The organism is Bacillus sp. EU55 (assembly GCF_038005925.1).
Taxonomy (GTDB): Bacteria; Bacillota; Bacilli; order Bacillales; family Bacillaceae; genus Bacillus; species Bacillus velezensis.
In genome coordinates, this window is sequence record NZ_JBBOUE010000001.1 from 2,167,758 (window position 1) to 2,183,958 (window position 16,201).

The following is a 16,201-nucleotide window of genomic DNA, read 5'->3' on the forward strand; positions in this document are numbered from 1 at the left end:
ACCATGCCGGGGACAGCCGGTACCGGCCGTTTTTAGAAATTCAATTCGATTTCGCTTGCAAAGTGTTCACTTTTGTTTACTTTCTCACTTAATTGAATTTCTTTTAAAGGAATCGATGGGTCTTTTATGATCGCCGACAGAATCATGGCGTAATCCTTGCTCAGCGTAGCGATGGTTTTCTGTTTGAACAGCTTCGTGCAGTACTCAAAGCTTCCTTGTATCTCGTGCGGATTCATCACGAAGGTCAGCTGTAAATCAAATTTGGCCGCCGTATTTGTTTGTTCATATGGTCTGACCGCGAGAGAGTCCAATTCGATATCCGTTTGTTCCGTATTTTGCAGAACAAACATCGTATCGAATAACGGACTACGGCTTAAGTCCCGTTTCACTCCCAGTTTCTCAACTAATTCTTCAAAAGGATATTCTTGATTTTCATAAGCTTTCAGCATCGTTTCTTTTGTTTCCGTTACATAGTCCATAAAGGTCTTTTCTCCAGCCGGGGCCGTACGGATGGCCAGCGTATTCACAAACATCCCGATAATATGCTGTAAATCTTCATGCATTCTTCCCGCAATAGGCGTACCGACGACGATATCTTCCTGACCGCTGTATTTGGCCAGCAGTATGTTATAGGCTGACAGCAAGATCATGTAAGCGGTCGATCCGGTCAATTCTTCCATCTGTTTTATCCCCTGGACCACGGTCTCATCGAGAGCGAAATTGTATCGCTTGCCTTCAAAGCTTCGAATTCTCGGTCTGGCAAAATCTTTCGGCAGCTCAAATGGCGGGAGTTCCTCATGAAATACGTTCAGCCAATAGTTCTCCTGCCTCTTGATGCGTTCCCTCTGCTCCGCCTGCTGCTGCCATACAGTGTAATCTTTGTATTGAATCCGGAGCGGGGTTAATTCTTTGCCGTCATACAATTGAATCAGTTCTTCAACAAAAATATTCATAGAAGCGCCGTCTGAAACGATATGATGCATGTCAAACATGAAAACATGTCTGTCCTGTTCTAATTCGATGAGTCCGGCCCGAAGCAACGGAGCCTGACTGAGATCGAAAGGCCGCACGAAATTGCGGAACAGCTCCTCGACCTGCTCATCAGCTGCTTTGTACCTTTCTATAGAGAAATCCGCCTGCGGCTTGATCACCTGCACCAGCTCTCCGCGGACCATTTCAAATCCGGTTTGTAGCGATTCATGGCGCTGGATCAGACTTTGGAACGCAGATTGTAAACGATTCATGTCGATCCTGCCTTCCAATGTCAAAATCCCCGGCATGTTGTAACTTAGTTCTCCGCCTTCAATTTGTGTAGACAGGTAAACCATCTTTTGTACAGAAGATACAGGATAAACATCTTTGGCTTCTGCAACAGGGATTTCATCCGGTCCGCTGGTTTCCGCGCCTGCAATGACCCTCGCCATTTCTTCAATCGTCGGGTATTGAAACACTTCTCTCAATGAAATACTTTTGTCGAATTGCTTATGGATCTTGGTAACGAGCGTCATCCCCCGTAACGAATGCCCGCCGAGATCGAAAAAGTTATCTTTTACGCCGACTTGTTCTACCTTCAATACTTCTTTCCAGATGTGAACCAGCTGCTCTTCCGGTTTTGTCCTTGGAGCAACATAGTCAATCCCGGTCTGCAAGCCTGCTTCAGGCAGCGGTAACGCGCTGCGATTCACTTTTCCATTGGAGGTTAACGGCATTTGCTCCAGCTGCATCAAGTATGAAGGAACCATGTAGCCTGGTATTTGATCGGAGAGTTTTTCTTTAAGCTGATTGATCGGCAGTGACTTCTCCCCTGTATAATAGGCATACAAATCGCTTTGCCCCTCTGCATTTTCTCTGGCCAGGATCACCGCTTCTTGTACATGCTCGATGTTGAGAAGAGCGGCTTCCACCTCGCCAAGTTCGATCCGGTAACCGCGAATTTTAACCTGATGATCCTTTCTTCCGGCATATTCAATGTTTCCATCCGGCAGGTAACGGGCAAGATCGCCTGTTTTATACATCCGCTCTCCGATTACAAACGGATCGGCCACAAACTTTTCACCCGTTAATTCAGGCAAGTTCAGATACCCTCGTCCTACTCCGTCTCCGGCGATGCACAGCTCACCCTTTACACCTATAGGCAGCATTTGATCATGGGAATCAACAATATACACACGGTTGTTGCCCAGCGGTTTGCCGATCGGCACGTAACCGCCGTCGTCAGCGGATGCCAATGTCCCCGGTACGATATGAAAGACCGATGCATCCACACAGGTTTCCGTCGGACCGTATACATTGGTTATGAGCGGCATTGATGACCCGTTCGAAGCGAACAATTCAAGCAATTGCGCCGCCGTCGCCTGCGGGAGCGCCTCTCCTCCAATAAGCATGTGCCGGATCGTTATCCCATGAAGGCTGTCTGCAGCGATAAGCAATTGCAAATGTGACGGTGTTCCGTCTGTTACGTCAATGCGGTGGGTGCGATAATAGTTTGACAAGGCATAACCGTCTGATACTGATGCTTTAGGGACGATATACAGTGCATGTCCCCCTAACAGTGCCGCGAAAATTTGCTTGACCGATGCGTCGAAATAGTACGGTGCCAACAGAGACACACGCAATCCCGAATCATAAGCACCGTACACTTGTCCGTGGAGCCCCTCCATCAAATGAAGAACCTGGCGATGCTCAATCAGCGTGCCTTTTGGCTTGCCGGTTGTGCCTGATGTGTAGATCACATACGCCAAGTGATCCGGTCCGGCTGCCGTCACCAAATTCGAGCCGTCCCCGCTGTTCATTCGTTCGTCATTCAGCAGTAAAATCTCTCCGGCAAAGGATACACGATCTTGTAAATGGGGCTGTGCCAGCAGAACCTTTGCTCCTGAATCCTCCAGAATATAGCGGATGCGTTCCTGCGGACTGTCCGGATCCATCGGCACATACGCGCCCCCGGCTTTCAGGATCGCCATAATCCCCACGATCATTTCCAGAGAACGTTCTGCCAGAATACCCACAGGCTGGTCAGGCTGCACGCCTTCGCTTTTTAAAATCCGCGCCAGGCGGTTGGCCCGCTCATTCAGCTCACGGTATGTGAATCGGCTTTTCTCGTAAACTGCGGCCGTATGTTCCGGCGTGCGCTCCGCCTGCTCCTCGAACAATTGGTGAATTGTTTTGTCCCTTGGGCAGTCTATCGCCGGTTGACCCCATCTCTCCACAATCTGCTCTTTCTCCTTCGCGGTGATCATCTCCAGCGATGAAAGCGGCGCCTGCGGATCATTCGCAATCGCCTCGATCAATTGGATAAAGTGCTTTGCCATGCGTTCCGCAGTTTCCTGCTTGTACAGCGCTGCCGCGTAACTGATCATACCTGTAATTCCGTCTTCATTTTCTGCCGCTTGGAACGTCAGGTCGAACTTCGCCATCGCATGGTTGTCCGGATAAGGGGTAAAACGCACATCATCGAGGCTCAATTCTCCCCGTTCTGTGTTTTGCCATATGAACATCGTGTCAAACAGCGGATGGCGGCTGAAATCCCGGGACACATTCAGCTTGTCCACCAGTTCGTCGAATGGATACTCCTGGTTTTCATACGCTTTTAATGTATGCTCTTTGACTTCCTGCACGTATTCCCGGAATGTTTTTTCCCCGACCGGATTCGTTCGTATCGCCAGTGTGCCCACGAACATGCCGATTAAGCTTTCCAAATCCGAATGGGTTCTTCCGGCAATCGGGCTGCCTACTACGATGTCTTCTTGCCCGCTGTATTTGGCCAGCATGGTCGTATAAGCAGCCAGCAGCACCATGTACAGCGTGCTTTCGCTCTTCACCGCCAAGCCTTTCAGCTGTTCCGTCAACTCCGGTCCGATGACAAACTCGATTTGTCCTCCTTCAAAGCTCCGCGCAGCCGGTCTTCCGTAGTCGGTTGGCATATCCAGCACCGGAACCTCTCCGCTGAACACATCCAGCCAGTACGCTTCCTGTTTCTTCATCCGTTCGCTTTGCATATCCGACAGCTGCCACGCCGCATAATCTTTATACTGAACCCTTAATGGCGGCAATTCTTTTCCTACATATAATGAAACGAACTCTTCAATCAAATTCTTGATAGATACGCCGTCGGAAATGATATGATGCATGTCAAACAGCAGCAAATGGCGGTCTTTTGCAAGCTCGATCAGTCCTACCCGCAGCAGCGGCGCTTTCTCCAAGTCAAATGCCCGCACAAACCCATGAACGAGGGCTTCCGCCTGTTCTTCTTTCGCCTGAGTGAATTCCACTGCAAATGGGACGTCGTCATAGATCCGCTGCACCGGTTCTCCATCTATCAGTTCAAAGCCGGTACGCAGCGTTTCATGGCGATGAATCAGCTTGCGGATCGCCTTCTCGACAAGTTTCCGATCCAGAGCTCCATCGGCTCTCATGACACTCGGCATGTTGTAGCTCAGCTCTCCGCCTTTCAGCTGATTCAAAATGTACAGCCGTTTTTGCGCCGAGGAGACGGCATAGTATTCTTTTGCTTCAACGGTCGGGATAGATGTATATGCTGTGTGTTTCATTCCGGTAATCGTTTCTGCCATTTCTTCAATTGTTGGCGACCGGAACACTTCCCGCAGCGGCAGGCTGACCCCCATCTCTTTGTGCAGCTTCGCCGTCAGAGTAGTTGCCCGCAGCGAGTGACCGCCGATGTCGAAGAAATTGTCTTTCACGCCGATACGCGGAAGTCCAAGCACCTCTTGCCAGATATGCGCCAGCTGCGCTTCCGCCGCTGTACGGGGAGCAACGTATTCGATCCCTGTTTGCACGCCTCCTTCTGGTGCTGGCAATGCTTTGCGGTCGATTTTTCCGTTTGCCGTTAACGGCAAACGCTTCAGTTGGATAAAGTACGACGGGATCATATACCCCGGCAGTTCCTGCGACAGCGCTATTCGCAGCTCGCTCACCATCAGCTCGGTGTTCGCTGAAAAGTATGCGCATAGCTGCTTTTCTCCGACTCCGTCTTCAAGAGCGGTGACTACTGCTTCCTGTACCGACTCTATCTTTAAGAGCTGAGCTTCCACCTCGCCGAGTTCGATCCTGTATCCTCGAATTTTTACCTGATGATCGATCCGGCCCAAATATTCGATGTTACCGTCCGGCAGCCATCTCGCCAGATCGCCCGTCCGGTACATCCGTTTGCCGGTTTCGAACGGATGATCCACGAACTTCTCAGCAGTCAGCTCCGGACGGTTCAGGTACCCCCTCGCCAGTCCGTCGCCTGCGATGCAAAGCTCTCCCGGTACTCCGACTGGCTGTAGACGCATTGATCCCGGTGCCATCATATACAGCTGTATATTCGAGATCGGCTTGCCGATCGGTACTGATGCATACGCTTGGTTTGCTTCGCAGTTGAAGTACGACACATCGACCGTTGCTTCCGTCGGGCCGTACAGGTTGATCAGTTGGGCGCCGTTCACAGGCGTAATAAGGCGATGAAATCTTGCCGTATGTGCCGGCATTAATGCCTCGCCGCTTGCAAACACTTGCCGCAACGTACGCAGCTTGCTTGTCTGTCCGCTCGCCGTCTGTGTTTCCGCAAACTTCAGGAAGGCGTGCAGCATCGCCGGGACGAAATGCATTGTCGTGATACTTTGCTCTTCTATTGTGTTCCAAATCACTTCAGGGTCTTTCTCTCCGCCGAGCGGAAGCAGGCACACCTTCGCACCGGTCAAAGCCCACCAGAACAGCTCCCATACAGAGACGTCGAAGGTGATCGCTGTCTTTTGTAAAATCGTATCGCCGCTGCCGATCGGATAAGCCTTTTGCATCCACATCAGCCGGTTTATAACCGGACGATGTTCAACCATAACCCCCTTGGGCTTGCCGGTCGATCCGGACGTGTAGATTACATATGCCCTATCGCCCGCACCGGACAGCGGATCCAAGTTAGAAACGTCATCATCGTAAACGGAAGTATCATCGAGATCGATGACCGTTCCTGCAAAAGCAACCCGTTCTTTCACGTGACGCTGTGACAGCAGCAGGGTCGCTCCTGAATCTTCAAGGATGTAGCGGATGCGTTCCTCCGGGTAATCCGGGTCGATTGGCACATAAGCGCCTCCCGCTTTCAGGATCGCATAAATCCCGACCATCATTTCTAGAGAACGCTCAGCCATGATCGCAACAAGCTGGTCGGCCTGTAGGCCTTCAGCTCGTAAAGTGCGTGCTAGTTGATTGGCCCGTTCGTTTAACTCAAGGTATGTCATACGCTGCTCCTCGAATATAACCGCCTCATGGTCCGGCGTCCGGAGTGCTTGTTCCTCGAACAGCTGATGAATCGTTTGTTCACGTGGGTAATGCATTTCGTTAGACTGAAAACGGCTGTGCAGCTGTTCTTTTTCTTGCTGCGTCAGAAGTTCCATTTCTTCTATTTTGACAGACGGCAGCTGCAATACTTGCTGCATGAGCTGTTCAAAATGTCCGCGAATCCGCTCTGCTTCTGATTGTCCATATTCATTTCGGTTAAAACTAAAATGAACGGTGAGTTGTTCGCCAGGGATGACAACTACATTAAAATCGTAATGAGTATGTTCTTCTATATGGAAATTCACGATATTTAAATCCGCAGCATCATGGCCCTCTTCGACTTGCTGCCCTATCGGATAATTTTCAAAGATCATGATATGATCAATTAAGTTTTGCTTTTGTTCCGTTTGGGCCTGAATTTCGTATAAAGGATAGGTATCGTACGATTGGGAAGCCAGCGCGTTTTGTTGAACCATTTGCATCGTATCAGCAAAAGTGCTGTCCTCATCACAGCGGATGCGAACCGGAATGGTATTGATGAACAGGCCGATCATCTGTTCCACATCAGGAATTTCCGCCGGCCTTCCCGACACGACACTGCCGAAGACAACGTCTGCGGACCCGCTGTATTTCTGTAACAAAATCCCCCATAACGTTTGGATCAACGTATTTAACGTAACCTGATGCTGATTTGCGATCTGCTGTAATTGTTTTGTCTGTTCGTGATCAAATCGGCAGATCACATTGGCATAAGCGTATTCTTTTTGTTCATGCTGCGCTATTTTATGAAGAAGCGTGGTTTCACCTTTATATCCTTCAAGATACCCGCTCCAGTACCGCTTTGCCGCTCCCTGATCTTGGCGGTCAAGCCACTCGAAATAGTCGCTGTAAGGAGCTGCCGATGGCGGTTCTGGTTCCCTGCCTTCCTGTAAGGCGCTATAATGATCAAACACTTCCTTCGTGATAAGAGACAGGCACCAGCCATCCATCACAATATGATGGAAGCTCCAAATCAAATGATATTTGCGGTCTTTCATACGGAAAATCGCTATGCGCATCAGCCGATCCCGAGCCAAGTCAAATCCTTTTGCCTTATCTTCTCTTTGATAGGCTGCGATTGCATCCTCTCTCAGGTGCTCCTCTCTATCACGCAAATCTGCAAAATGAATTTGCGGTGTTTGCGTTTTATAGACAATTTGTAAAGGAGTATCGTTCCAGCCGCTGTAAAAACGGGTTCTGAGCACGGCGTATGTTTCAAATAATCGTTCAAGGCTTGCTTTAAACCAATCAATCTTTAACTCTCCCTGCAAATCGAACGATGCTTGTTCAAAATAAGAACTTGAGGCCTCGTCCAGCAGGCTGTGGAAGAGCATTCCTTTCTGCATCGGAGTGAGCGGATACACGTTTTCAACCTCACCTGCATGCGGCAGTTGAATGAGGAGCTGATCCAATTCGTCAATGGATATGCCTTTTAACAAAATATCGCTTGGCGTCAGTTCCGATTGTTCTTTATGAACGCAATGCGTAATGATTGTCCGCAGGCGGCTTTGAATCGTTTCCGATAACCGCATGATCGTTTCTTTTGCGTACTGTTTGCTGCTGTAGCTGATCGTAAGCTTCAGCCGGCCCTCGGTGATCATTCCGTTTATATTCAATACATACGGTCTTTCTTGATTTCCGCTTGAGTCTGAACCGCAAGAATAAGAAGATAACCGAACCCCATGCTGCTGTAAATCTTGGTCAAACTGTCCCAGATAGTTAAAGCTGATCTCGGGATTGAGTTTCGATGGCATTCCGCCGCTTAAGTACCTTGCTATTCCATATCCGATCCCTTTATGCGGAATTTGGCGCAATCCTTCTTTGGTCGTCTTGATATAATCAGAGATTTCTTTGCCCGGCTGCGCGTGCAGCACAACCGGATACAGACTTGTAAACCACCCGACCGTGCGGGAGATATCTATATCTTGTATAATCTGTTCTCGGCCGTGTCCCTCTAAATGAATCGGAATTTGTTCCAGTCCTGACCAATGCGATATGGAAAGACCCAGAGAAGTTAAAAGCAAATCGTTTATTTCCGTGTGATAAGCGCGATTCGCTTGTTTTAATAAGAGCTCCGTTTCCTTTTTCGTCCATTCCACAGTTGCTGTTTCGCTGTCTTTTGCAGTTGTATGGGTTTCATGAAAATCTTTAGGCAGCGGTTTGACTTCGGTTTGTTCGATTTTTGTCCAATATTCCTGTTCTTGTTTTATGGTTTCACTTTGCGCATATTCTGACAGTCTCTCAGCCCATAATTGGAAAGAGTCTGTTTTTTGCGGCAGTTGAATCACTCGCTCGTTCTCGGCTTGCTTGTAGCCGCTAACGATATCTTCCAGTAAAATACGCCATGAAATCCCGTCTATAATCAAATGATGGATGGCAATGAGCAAATGATCTCCATCTGCGCATTGAAACAATCCGGCTTTCATTAACGGCCCATCACTTAAATGCATACTGCTTTGTATCTCATCAGCTTTGGCTTCAATTGTACGCCCCGGATCGGGATCTTCTTTCAGATTCAGGACTTCTAAGCGGTACAGCCCGCTTTGGGCGATTTCTTCATTCTGTGCCTCACAGCCATTTTCCGTAGTCCGGAACGTCATGCGGAGCGCATCGTGATGTTCAGCAAGCTTTTGCAGGGTTTGACGAAGCTGCGTTTCCTGAAAACCTTCCGGCGCATGCAGCATGACGGCTTGATTGTAATAATGCTGATCTGTTGTTATTTGTTCGAATAACCAATGCTGAATAGGAGTCAGGCTGACTTTTCCTTTGACCTCACCTTGATCGGCTATATGCAGATTCTGCTTGATATGCGGACTCAATTCTGCAATTGTTGCATATTGAAACAAGTCTTTGATTTCCATTTTGTATCCTTGCTGATTTAATCTGGAGGATACTTGAATGGATTTAATGGAATCTCCGCCAAGGTCAAAGAAATTATCAAGAATACTGACGTTTTCAGCGCCTAATACCGATTCCCAGGCAGAAACTAATATTTCTTCCGCTTTTGTTCGGGGAGCTTTATACTCTGCTCTGTCCTGCAACTCGAAATCCGGAGCCGGCAGCCCTTTTTTGTTTATTTTTCCGTTAGAAGTTAAAGGCATTTCATCAAGCTCAATAAAATAAGCCGGAACCATATAACCCGCCAGGCTGTGTGACAATTGTTTCCGGAGCCGGGCTGCCGTTGTTTGCCCGCCGCTCACGTAATATGCACACAATTGTTTAAACCCGTGGACATCCTCTCTGGCTGTAACGACAGCTTCCTTGATCGCTTCTTCTTGGAGCAGTGCCGCCTCGATCTCGCCTAATTCGATACGATAGCCTCTGATTTTCACTTGTTCATCTATTCTGCCCGCATATTCAATGTTTCCGTCCGCCAGCCACTTCGCCAAATCTCCGGTCTTATACATCTTCGCTCCGGGTTCAAACGGGTCATCGACAAATTTCTCTGCTGTTAATTCGGGACGGTTCAAATATCCTCTTGCCACACCGGCGCCGCTGATATAGATCTCTCCCGGCACTCCGATCGGCGCGGGTTTCATATTCTCATCAAGAACGTAAATGCTCGTGTTTGCCGCAGCGGTTCCGATCGGTACTGATTCCCGCCTGTCCTTTGCGGGATCATAACGGTAAATCATGCAGCCGACAACGGTTTCCGTCGGTCCGTACTCATTGCATATTTCAATCCGGCCTTCGAACTGTTCATGAATGCTGCGGGCTAACCGGGTGCTTAAGTTTTCCCCGCCGACAATCATTCTTCTGACAGCCGTTTGATCGGCAATGTTCATTTCTTTCAAAACCTGCAAATGGGCCGGGGTCAATTTAATGATATCCACCCTCGGGTCCCGCACAATCGATTCAAGCAGAGCTGTTTTATCCTCTCCGTCATAGACGATGATTGCATTGCCTGTGACAAGCGGCGTGAAAATAGAAGTCACCGTCAGATCAAAAGAAATTGACGAATACAATGGGAAGTTGGCTTTCTCGCCTTTTACATAAACTTCTTTCGCCCACCAAATATAATTGGTCAAGCCTCCGTGCTCGATTAGTACGCCTTTTGGCCGGCCTGTGGAACCTGACGTATAAATGACATATGCCAAATGGCTCACATCACTTATCGGAGCAAGGTCAGAGCCATCTTGGTGATAAGAACTTTCATCATCAAGTAAAACCGTGACGCCTTCATAGGCAAGCTGTTTCCTGACGTCCCGCTGCATTAAAACGATTCCGGCTTGGGAGTCATCCAGCATATACCGGATGCGGTCTTGCGGATATTCCGGATCTATAGGGACATAGGCTCCGCCTGATTTTAAAACGGCAAGGATTCCGACCACCGATTCGATGCTGTTTCTTGCGATGATGGCTACAGGCTGATCCGCCTGCACTCCTTTCGCTCTTAACGTTCGCGCCAGTCGGTTGGCCCGCTTATTGAGCTCTCCGTACGTGAGCTGCCTGTCCTTATCAATGACGGCTGCTTGATCGGGCGTACGCTGCGATTGCTCTTCAAATAATTGATGAACCGGTGTCTGCGGAAACGGCGCGGCCGTGTCGTTAAGCGTCTGCAGAAGGGTTCTTCTTTCGCCTTCCGTTAACAATTCCGCTTGGTCCACCCGGATATCCGCATCTGCCACGACTTGATGCAGGATTTGCATGAAATGTTCCCGAACCCGCTCTATGCTTGCCCGATCATACACATTTGCATTGTATTCAAAAGAGATGTTCATCTCGTCGCCCGGTATAACGGTCAAATTAAAATCGTAGTTGGTCTGTTCTTCCATTTGGACGTTGGAAATCGTGATGGATGTTCCGTTCTGGCGGCCTATACTTTCCATATACTGATCAACCGGATAATTTTCGAATATCATTAAATGTGTAATTAAATCTTGCTTTTGCGTTGTACGCGCTTGAATATCGTACAGTGGGTGCGTCTCAAATTGTTGAGACGCTACAGCCCTTTCCTGCGCCTCTTTCATAAGCCCGGCAAACGTTGTCCCGGCTTCACACCGGAACCGGACGGGGATGGTGTTAATGAATAAGCCGATCATGTTTTCCACGTTTGGAATTCCAGCAGGTCTTCCGGATACAACACTTCCAAACACAACGTCCCGGCTTCGGTTATATTTCTGCAGCAAAACCGCCCATGCCGTCTGCAGCAGCGTGTTCAGCGTGACATGATGCTTGCCTGCCGTCCGCTTCATTTTCGAAGTGAGATCGGAGCTTATGTCACACGTCACTTTTTCAGGAACGTATCGTCCGTCCTCCGCTGCATGGTGATCCTTAGGAAGGCCGGTTTGCTCCTCATATCCCTCCAAGTACTGATCCCAATAAGCCGTGGCCTCTTTCGCATCTTGCCGGCCGAGCCATTCAATATATTGACTGTACGGAGTAATTGACGATTGTTCAGGCTGCTTTTGCTGAAGCAAAGCAAAGTAATTCTCGAAAATTTCTTTTGTAATCAGCGGCAGACACCAGCCGTCCATCAAAATATGGTGGAAACTCCAGATAAAACGGTATGTCTTTTCATCCGTACGAAGGATGAATAACCGCATTAACGCGCCTTTTTCTAAGTCGAACCCCCGCATCTTATCTTCTCTGGCATACTGCTGAATCATCGCTTCTTTTTGAGATTCCTTCATCTCTCGTAAGTCATTGAATTGAAAGCCGATTTTTTTCGTTTTGAATATGATTTGGAGCGGCTGATCCTTCCAGCCTCTGTAAAAATTCGTGCGGAAAATATCATATTTTTGCGATAAGCCGTCCAATCTTTTTGAAAATGAATCAATTTCCAGATCTCCATGCAGATCAAACATCGTTTGCTGAAAATAAGCATCAGAATTCGGATCAAATAAGCTGTGAAACAGCATGCCCTTCTGCATCGGCGTTAATGGATAAATATTTTCCGCTTCGCCTAATTCACGCGTCTGCTCCAAAAGCTGTTCCAGTTCGTCGATTGAGATGTCTTTTAACAGGATGTCACTTGGTGTGAGAGAAGTCTGCTGCCGGCTTACGCAATGCGCAATGACTTCTTGCAGACTTTCTTTCAACCCCCGGGCAAATTGCGCTATAGTAGATCTTTCGTATTGTTTGCTGCTGTAGCTCAGAGTCAGTGATAATGTCCCTTCGGCAATCATGCCGTTCAAATCAAGCACGGCCGTTCTCTCTTGGTTTTCGTTCATTGATAACCCTGTGGAAAAAGGCGACATGCGTAAAGCCTGATGTTTCAGGTCTTGGTCAAATTGTCCCAAATAGTTAAACGATATCTCCGGTTTCAGCTGCAGGCTGTCGGCTTCCGGATGCCCGGCTATATATTTGATGATGCTGTAATTCATTCCTTTGTCAGGGATACGGCGCAGCCCTTCTTTTACGATCTTGATCCGCTGCGACAGGTTTTTTCCGGCTTCCATCCTCAGGACGACAGGGTACTGGCTTGTGAACCATCCTATCGTGCGGGAAATGTCAGCATCCGGAATAATCGGTTCTCTCCCGTGGCCTTCCAAATTCACGACAATCTCTTCCGTGCCTGTCCACTTGTGAACAGCCAGCCCTAACGAAGTCAGCAGCAGATCGTTGATATCCGTGTTGTAGGCGCGGTTCGCTTGTTTTAATAATTGCTCCGTTTCCTCTTTTGTCCATTGAATCGTCACTTCTTCGCTGTCTCTTAATAACGATCCTTCGCTGATAGTGTCCTTAGGCAATGGCTGAGGCTTTATACTTGAAAGCTCAGTCCAATACGCAATCTCCTCTTCCATATCGGTTTCCGCCGCATATTTGGACAATTGACCGGCCCAGAATGGAAACGAGTCTGTTTTTTGCGGGAACTGGATCGTTTGTCCGCGTTCTGCCTGCTCATAACCGCTTGCAAAATCTTCGAGCAAAATACGCCAGGATACACCGTCAATCAGCAAATGATGAATTGCAATCAGCAAATGATCTCCATCCGGACATTGGAACAAACCGAGCTTCATCAATGGCCCTTTGTCTAATACCATGCTGCTTTGAATCTCATTCGCTTTATCGGCAATCGCTTGAGCCGGATCGGTTTCCCCTTTATAATTCATCACTTCCAGATGGTATAGTTCACTTTCATCTGTTCCTGTAATTCGCGGAGCGTATCCATCCGGTGTTTTTTCAAAAATCATCCTCAAGGCATCGTGATGCGACGCGATCCGTTCCATCGTCCGGCGAAGCGGGCCCTCTTTAAAGCCTTCCGCCGAATATAACATGACGGCCTGATTGTAATGGTGTGCATGCGGCATTTTTTGCTCAAAAAACCAATGCTGTATCGGGGTCAGCTTGGTTCCGCCATTCACTTCTCCTTGATCAGCCACCCTGCTGACCGGTGCTACAAACTGACTAAGTTCAGCAATCGAGGGGTGTTTAAACAAATGCTTCATATCAACCTTGTATCCGGCTTGATACAATCTGGATGACACCTGAATTGATTTAATCGAATCTCCGCCAAAATCAAAGAAATTATCCAAAATTCCTATACGTTCTGCCCCTAATACTTCTTGCCAGATAGACGCCAGCAGTTCTTCTATTGTGTTCCGCGGAGCTATGTATTCGTTTTCCGCCCGCGTATTTTCGTCAGCAGCAGGCAAAGCTTTCAGATCAATCTTCCCATTGGAAGTGAGCGGAATGCGTTCCAATGGGATAAAGCGGGAGGGAATCATATAATTCGGCAGTTCCCGTGATAATTCTTCTCTGAACTGCGCGGCGGTCAAAGAAGGCTCGCCGACATAATAGGCATACAATTGTTTGGCCCCGTCTGCGTCTTCCCGCGCGACGACTGCGGCTTCACGAACGTTTTCCAGATTGAACATGGCTGCCTCTACCTCGCCGATCTCAATCCGGTAGCCGCGAATTTTCACTTGATGATCAATCCGCCCTAAATATTCGATTCTTCCATCCGGCAGCCATCTGGCGAGATCCCCCGTTTTATACATCTTTTGACCAGGGACATGCAGATGCTCCACAAATTTTTCCTCCGTCAATTCAGGCCGATTGAGGTAGCCGCGGGCCACTCCCGCTCCTCCGACATACAGCTCTCCCGGTACGCCGATCGGCTGGATTTGATGGTGCGCTCCTAAAATATAAGCTTGATGGTTGGCCACCGGGCTGCCGATTGTGATCTGTTCATCAGCGGACTGAACAGGATGAAATGTAGATACCACGCTGTTTTCTGTCGGTCCGTATTCATTATTGATCCGAATGCGAGGCTGCAGAGAATGCAGCTTCGCAACTGTATCTGTTTCCAGCTGCTCACCGCCTACAACAACATGCTGAACATGGATGAAGTCCTCTCTGTTCATCTGTTCGATCATCGTTTTCAGAAGACGGGGAGAAGTTGAGAAATGAGTAATTCTCTCTTGTTTTATGGCATTTTGAATGGCGAATGTTTCTTTATTCTCTTCATTAGGCAATAGGTGCAAAGTTGCCCCTGAGATGAGCGGGCCGAAGAAATTTAAAATGAACGCATCAAAAACATACGGGTACAAGACAAGTACGCGATCCGCCGGAGAATGCCTGAAAAACGCCTTCTTCCACTGAAGCGAGTTCACAATGCCGCCGTGTTCAACCATGACCCCTTTCGGCTTTCCTGTTGTACCCGACGTATAAATGACATAGGCTAAATGGCTGTGTCCCGCTACTGGTGATAACAATGAGCAATCGGCATGGTATGATGTTTCATCATTCAAATCAATCACCGGGCCGTCAAAGGCGAGGCTGTTTTTTAAATGATGCTGAACAAGGAGAACGTCTGCATCCGCATCATGAAGAAAATATTGAAGCCGCTCTTTTGGATATTCAGGATCCAGGGGCACATAAGCGCCCCCTGCCTTCCAAACGGCTATAATGGATACGATCATCTCTAATGAACGATCAGCGAGAATGGCGACTAACGTATCGGGTTGAACCCCGCAATTACGCAATGTTCTTGCCAAACGGCTCGCCTTCTCATTCAGTTCCCTGTACGTCAAATGGTCGTTTTTAAACTTGACGGCCGCATGCTCAGGCGTTCTTTCTGCCTGCTCTTCAAATAATTGATAGACTGTTCTGCTTCCGGAGAAATCTGTGCCGGTGTCGTTAAAATCAAACAATAGCTTCTGTTTTTCCGCTTCCGGTAAGATCTCTGCCGTATGGATCGCGGCTTGAGGCTGAAACAGGATCACAGACAGCAGCTGATCCAAATGGGATACAATTTGATTGATATAGCGCTCATCGTACAGATTGCCGTTATAAAAAAGCTTCAAATGAATCCCGTTGTTCTCCAAATCAAAGTGAAACAGCGTATCGGTTGCAGTATCTTCTTTACATTGCAAGGAATGAATTTCGTTAAGCGAAACGACGGTATGAATCAAAGGCATATGCTCGTCATTGTATTGCACGCTTAGATGCCGGGCCATTTTTCTAAACGGCAGGTTTTGATTTTTCAGAGAATCATTAACGGCTTCTTTCAGCTGCCCGAATACGGTTTTAAATGTGCTCTCGTTTGAAAGCGTATTTTTTAAGAGGACAATGTTGTTAACGGCTGACTGGCCGGCTTTTTGCTTCGATACCGTTGGAATGCCAAGAATCAGGCTCGTTCGATCCGTATATTTATACAACAAGCATTCAATACCCGCCAATAAAATCAGATAGGCCGCCATATCGGAATGATTCGCCATTGTCATGATTCTTTGAGATACTTCCGGAGATAAGGAACGGCAGATGCATTTTTCCTGGTAGCCGGTACGGGCCAACGACGCTTTATCCGCTGCTTTAAAGTAAGGGAATGCGCTTAGGCCGTCTTCTTCATCAAACAGGTTTTTCCAGTACGTTTCTTGAGTTTTAAATACCGACATTGGAGCACCTCATTTTATATATTTTAAAGAAATAATGCTTTTCC

At 48.0% G+C, this 16,201-nt stretch carries 1 protein-coding gene; it reads right to left on the reverse strand.

The window, feature by feature from the left end:
- Positions 1 to 32: 32 nt before the first annotated feature.
- Positions 33 to 16,157, reverse strand: coding sequence for a non-ribosomal peptide synthase/polyketide synthase (locus NYE50_RS11100; protein ID WP_224988131.1), 16,125 nt, complete (start codon positions 16,155 to 16,157; stop codon positions 33 to 35).
- Between the last annotated feature and the right edge of the window lie 44 nt (positions 16,158 to 16,201).

Excerpts from the sequence above, each read along its gene's own strand:
- NYE50_RS11100 (WP_224988131.1), bottom strand. The coding sequence starts at position 16,157 with ATGTCGGTATTTAAAACTCAAGAAACGTACTGGAAAAACCTGTTTGAT.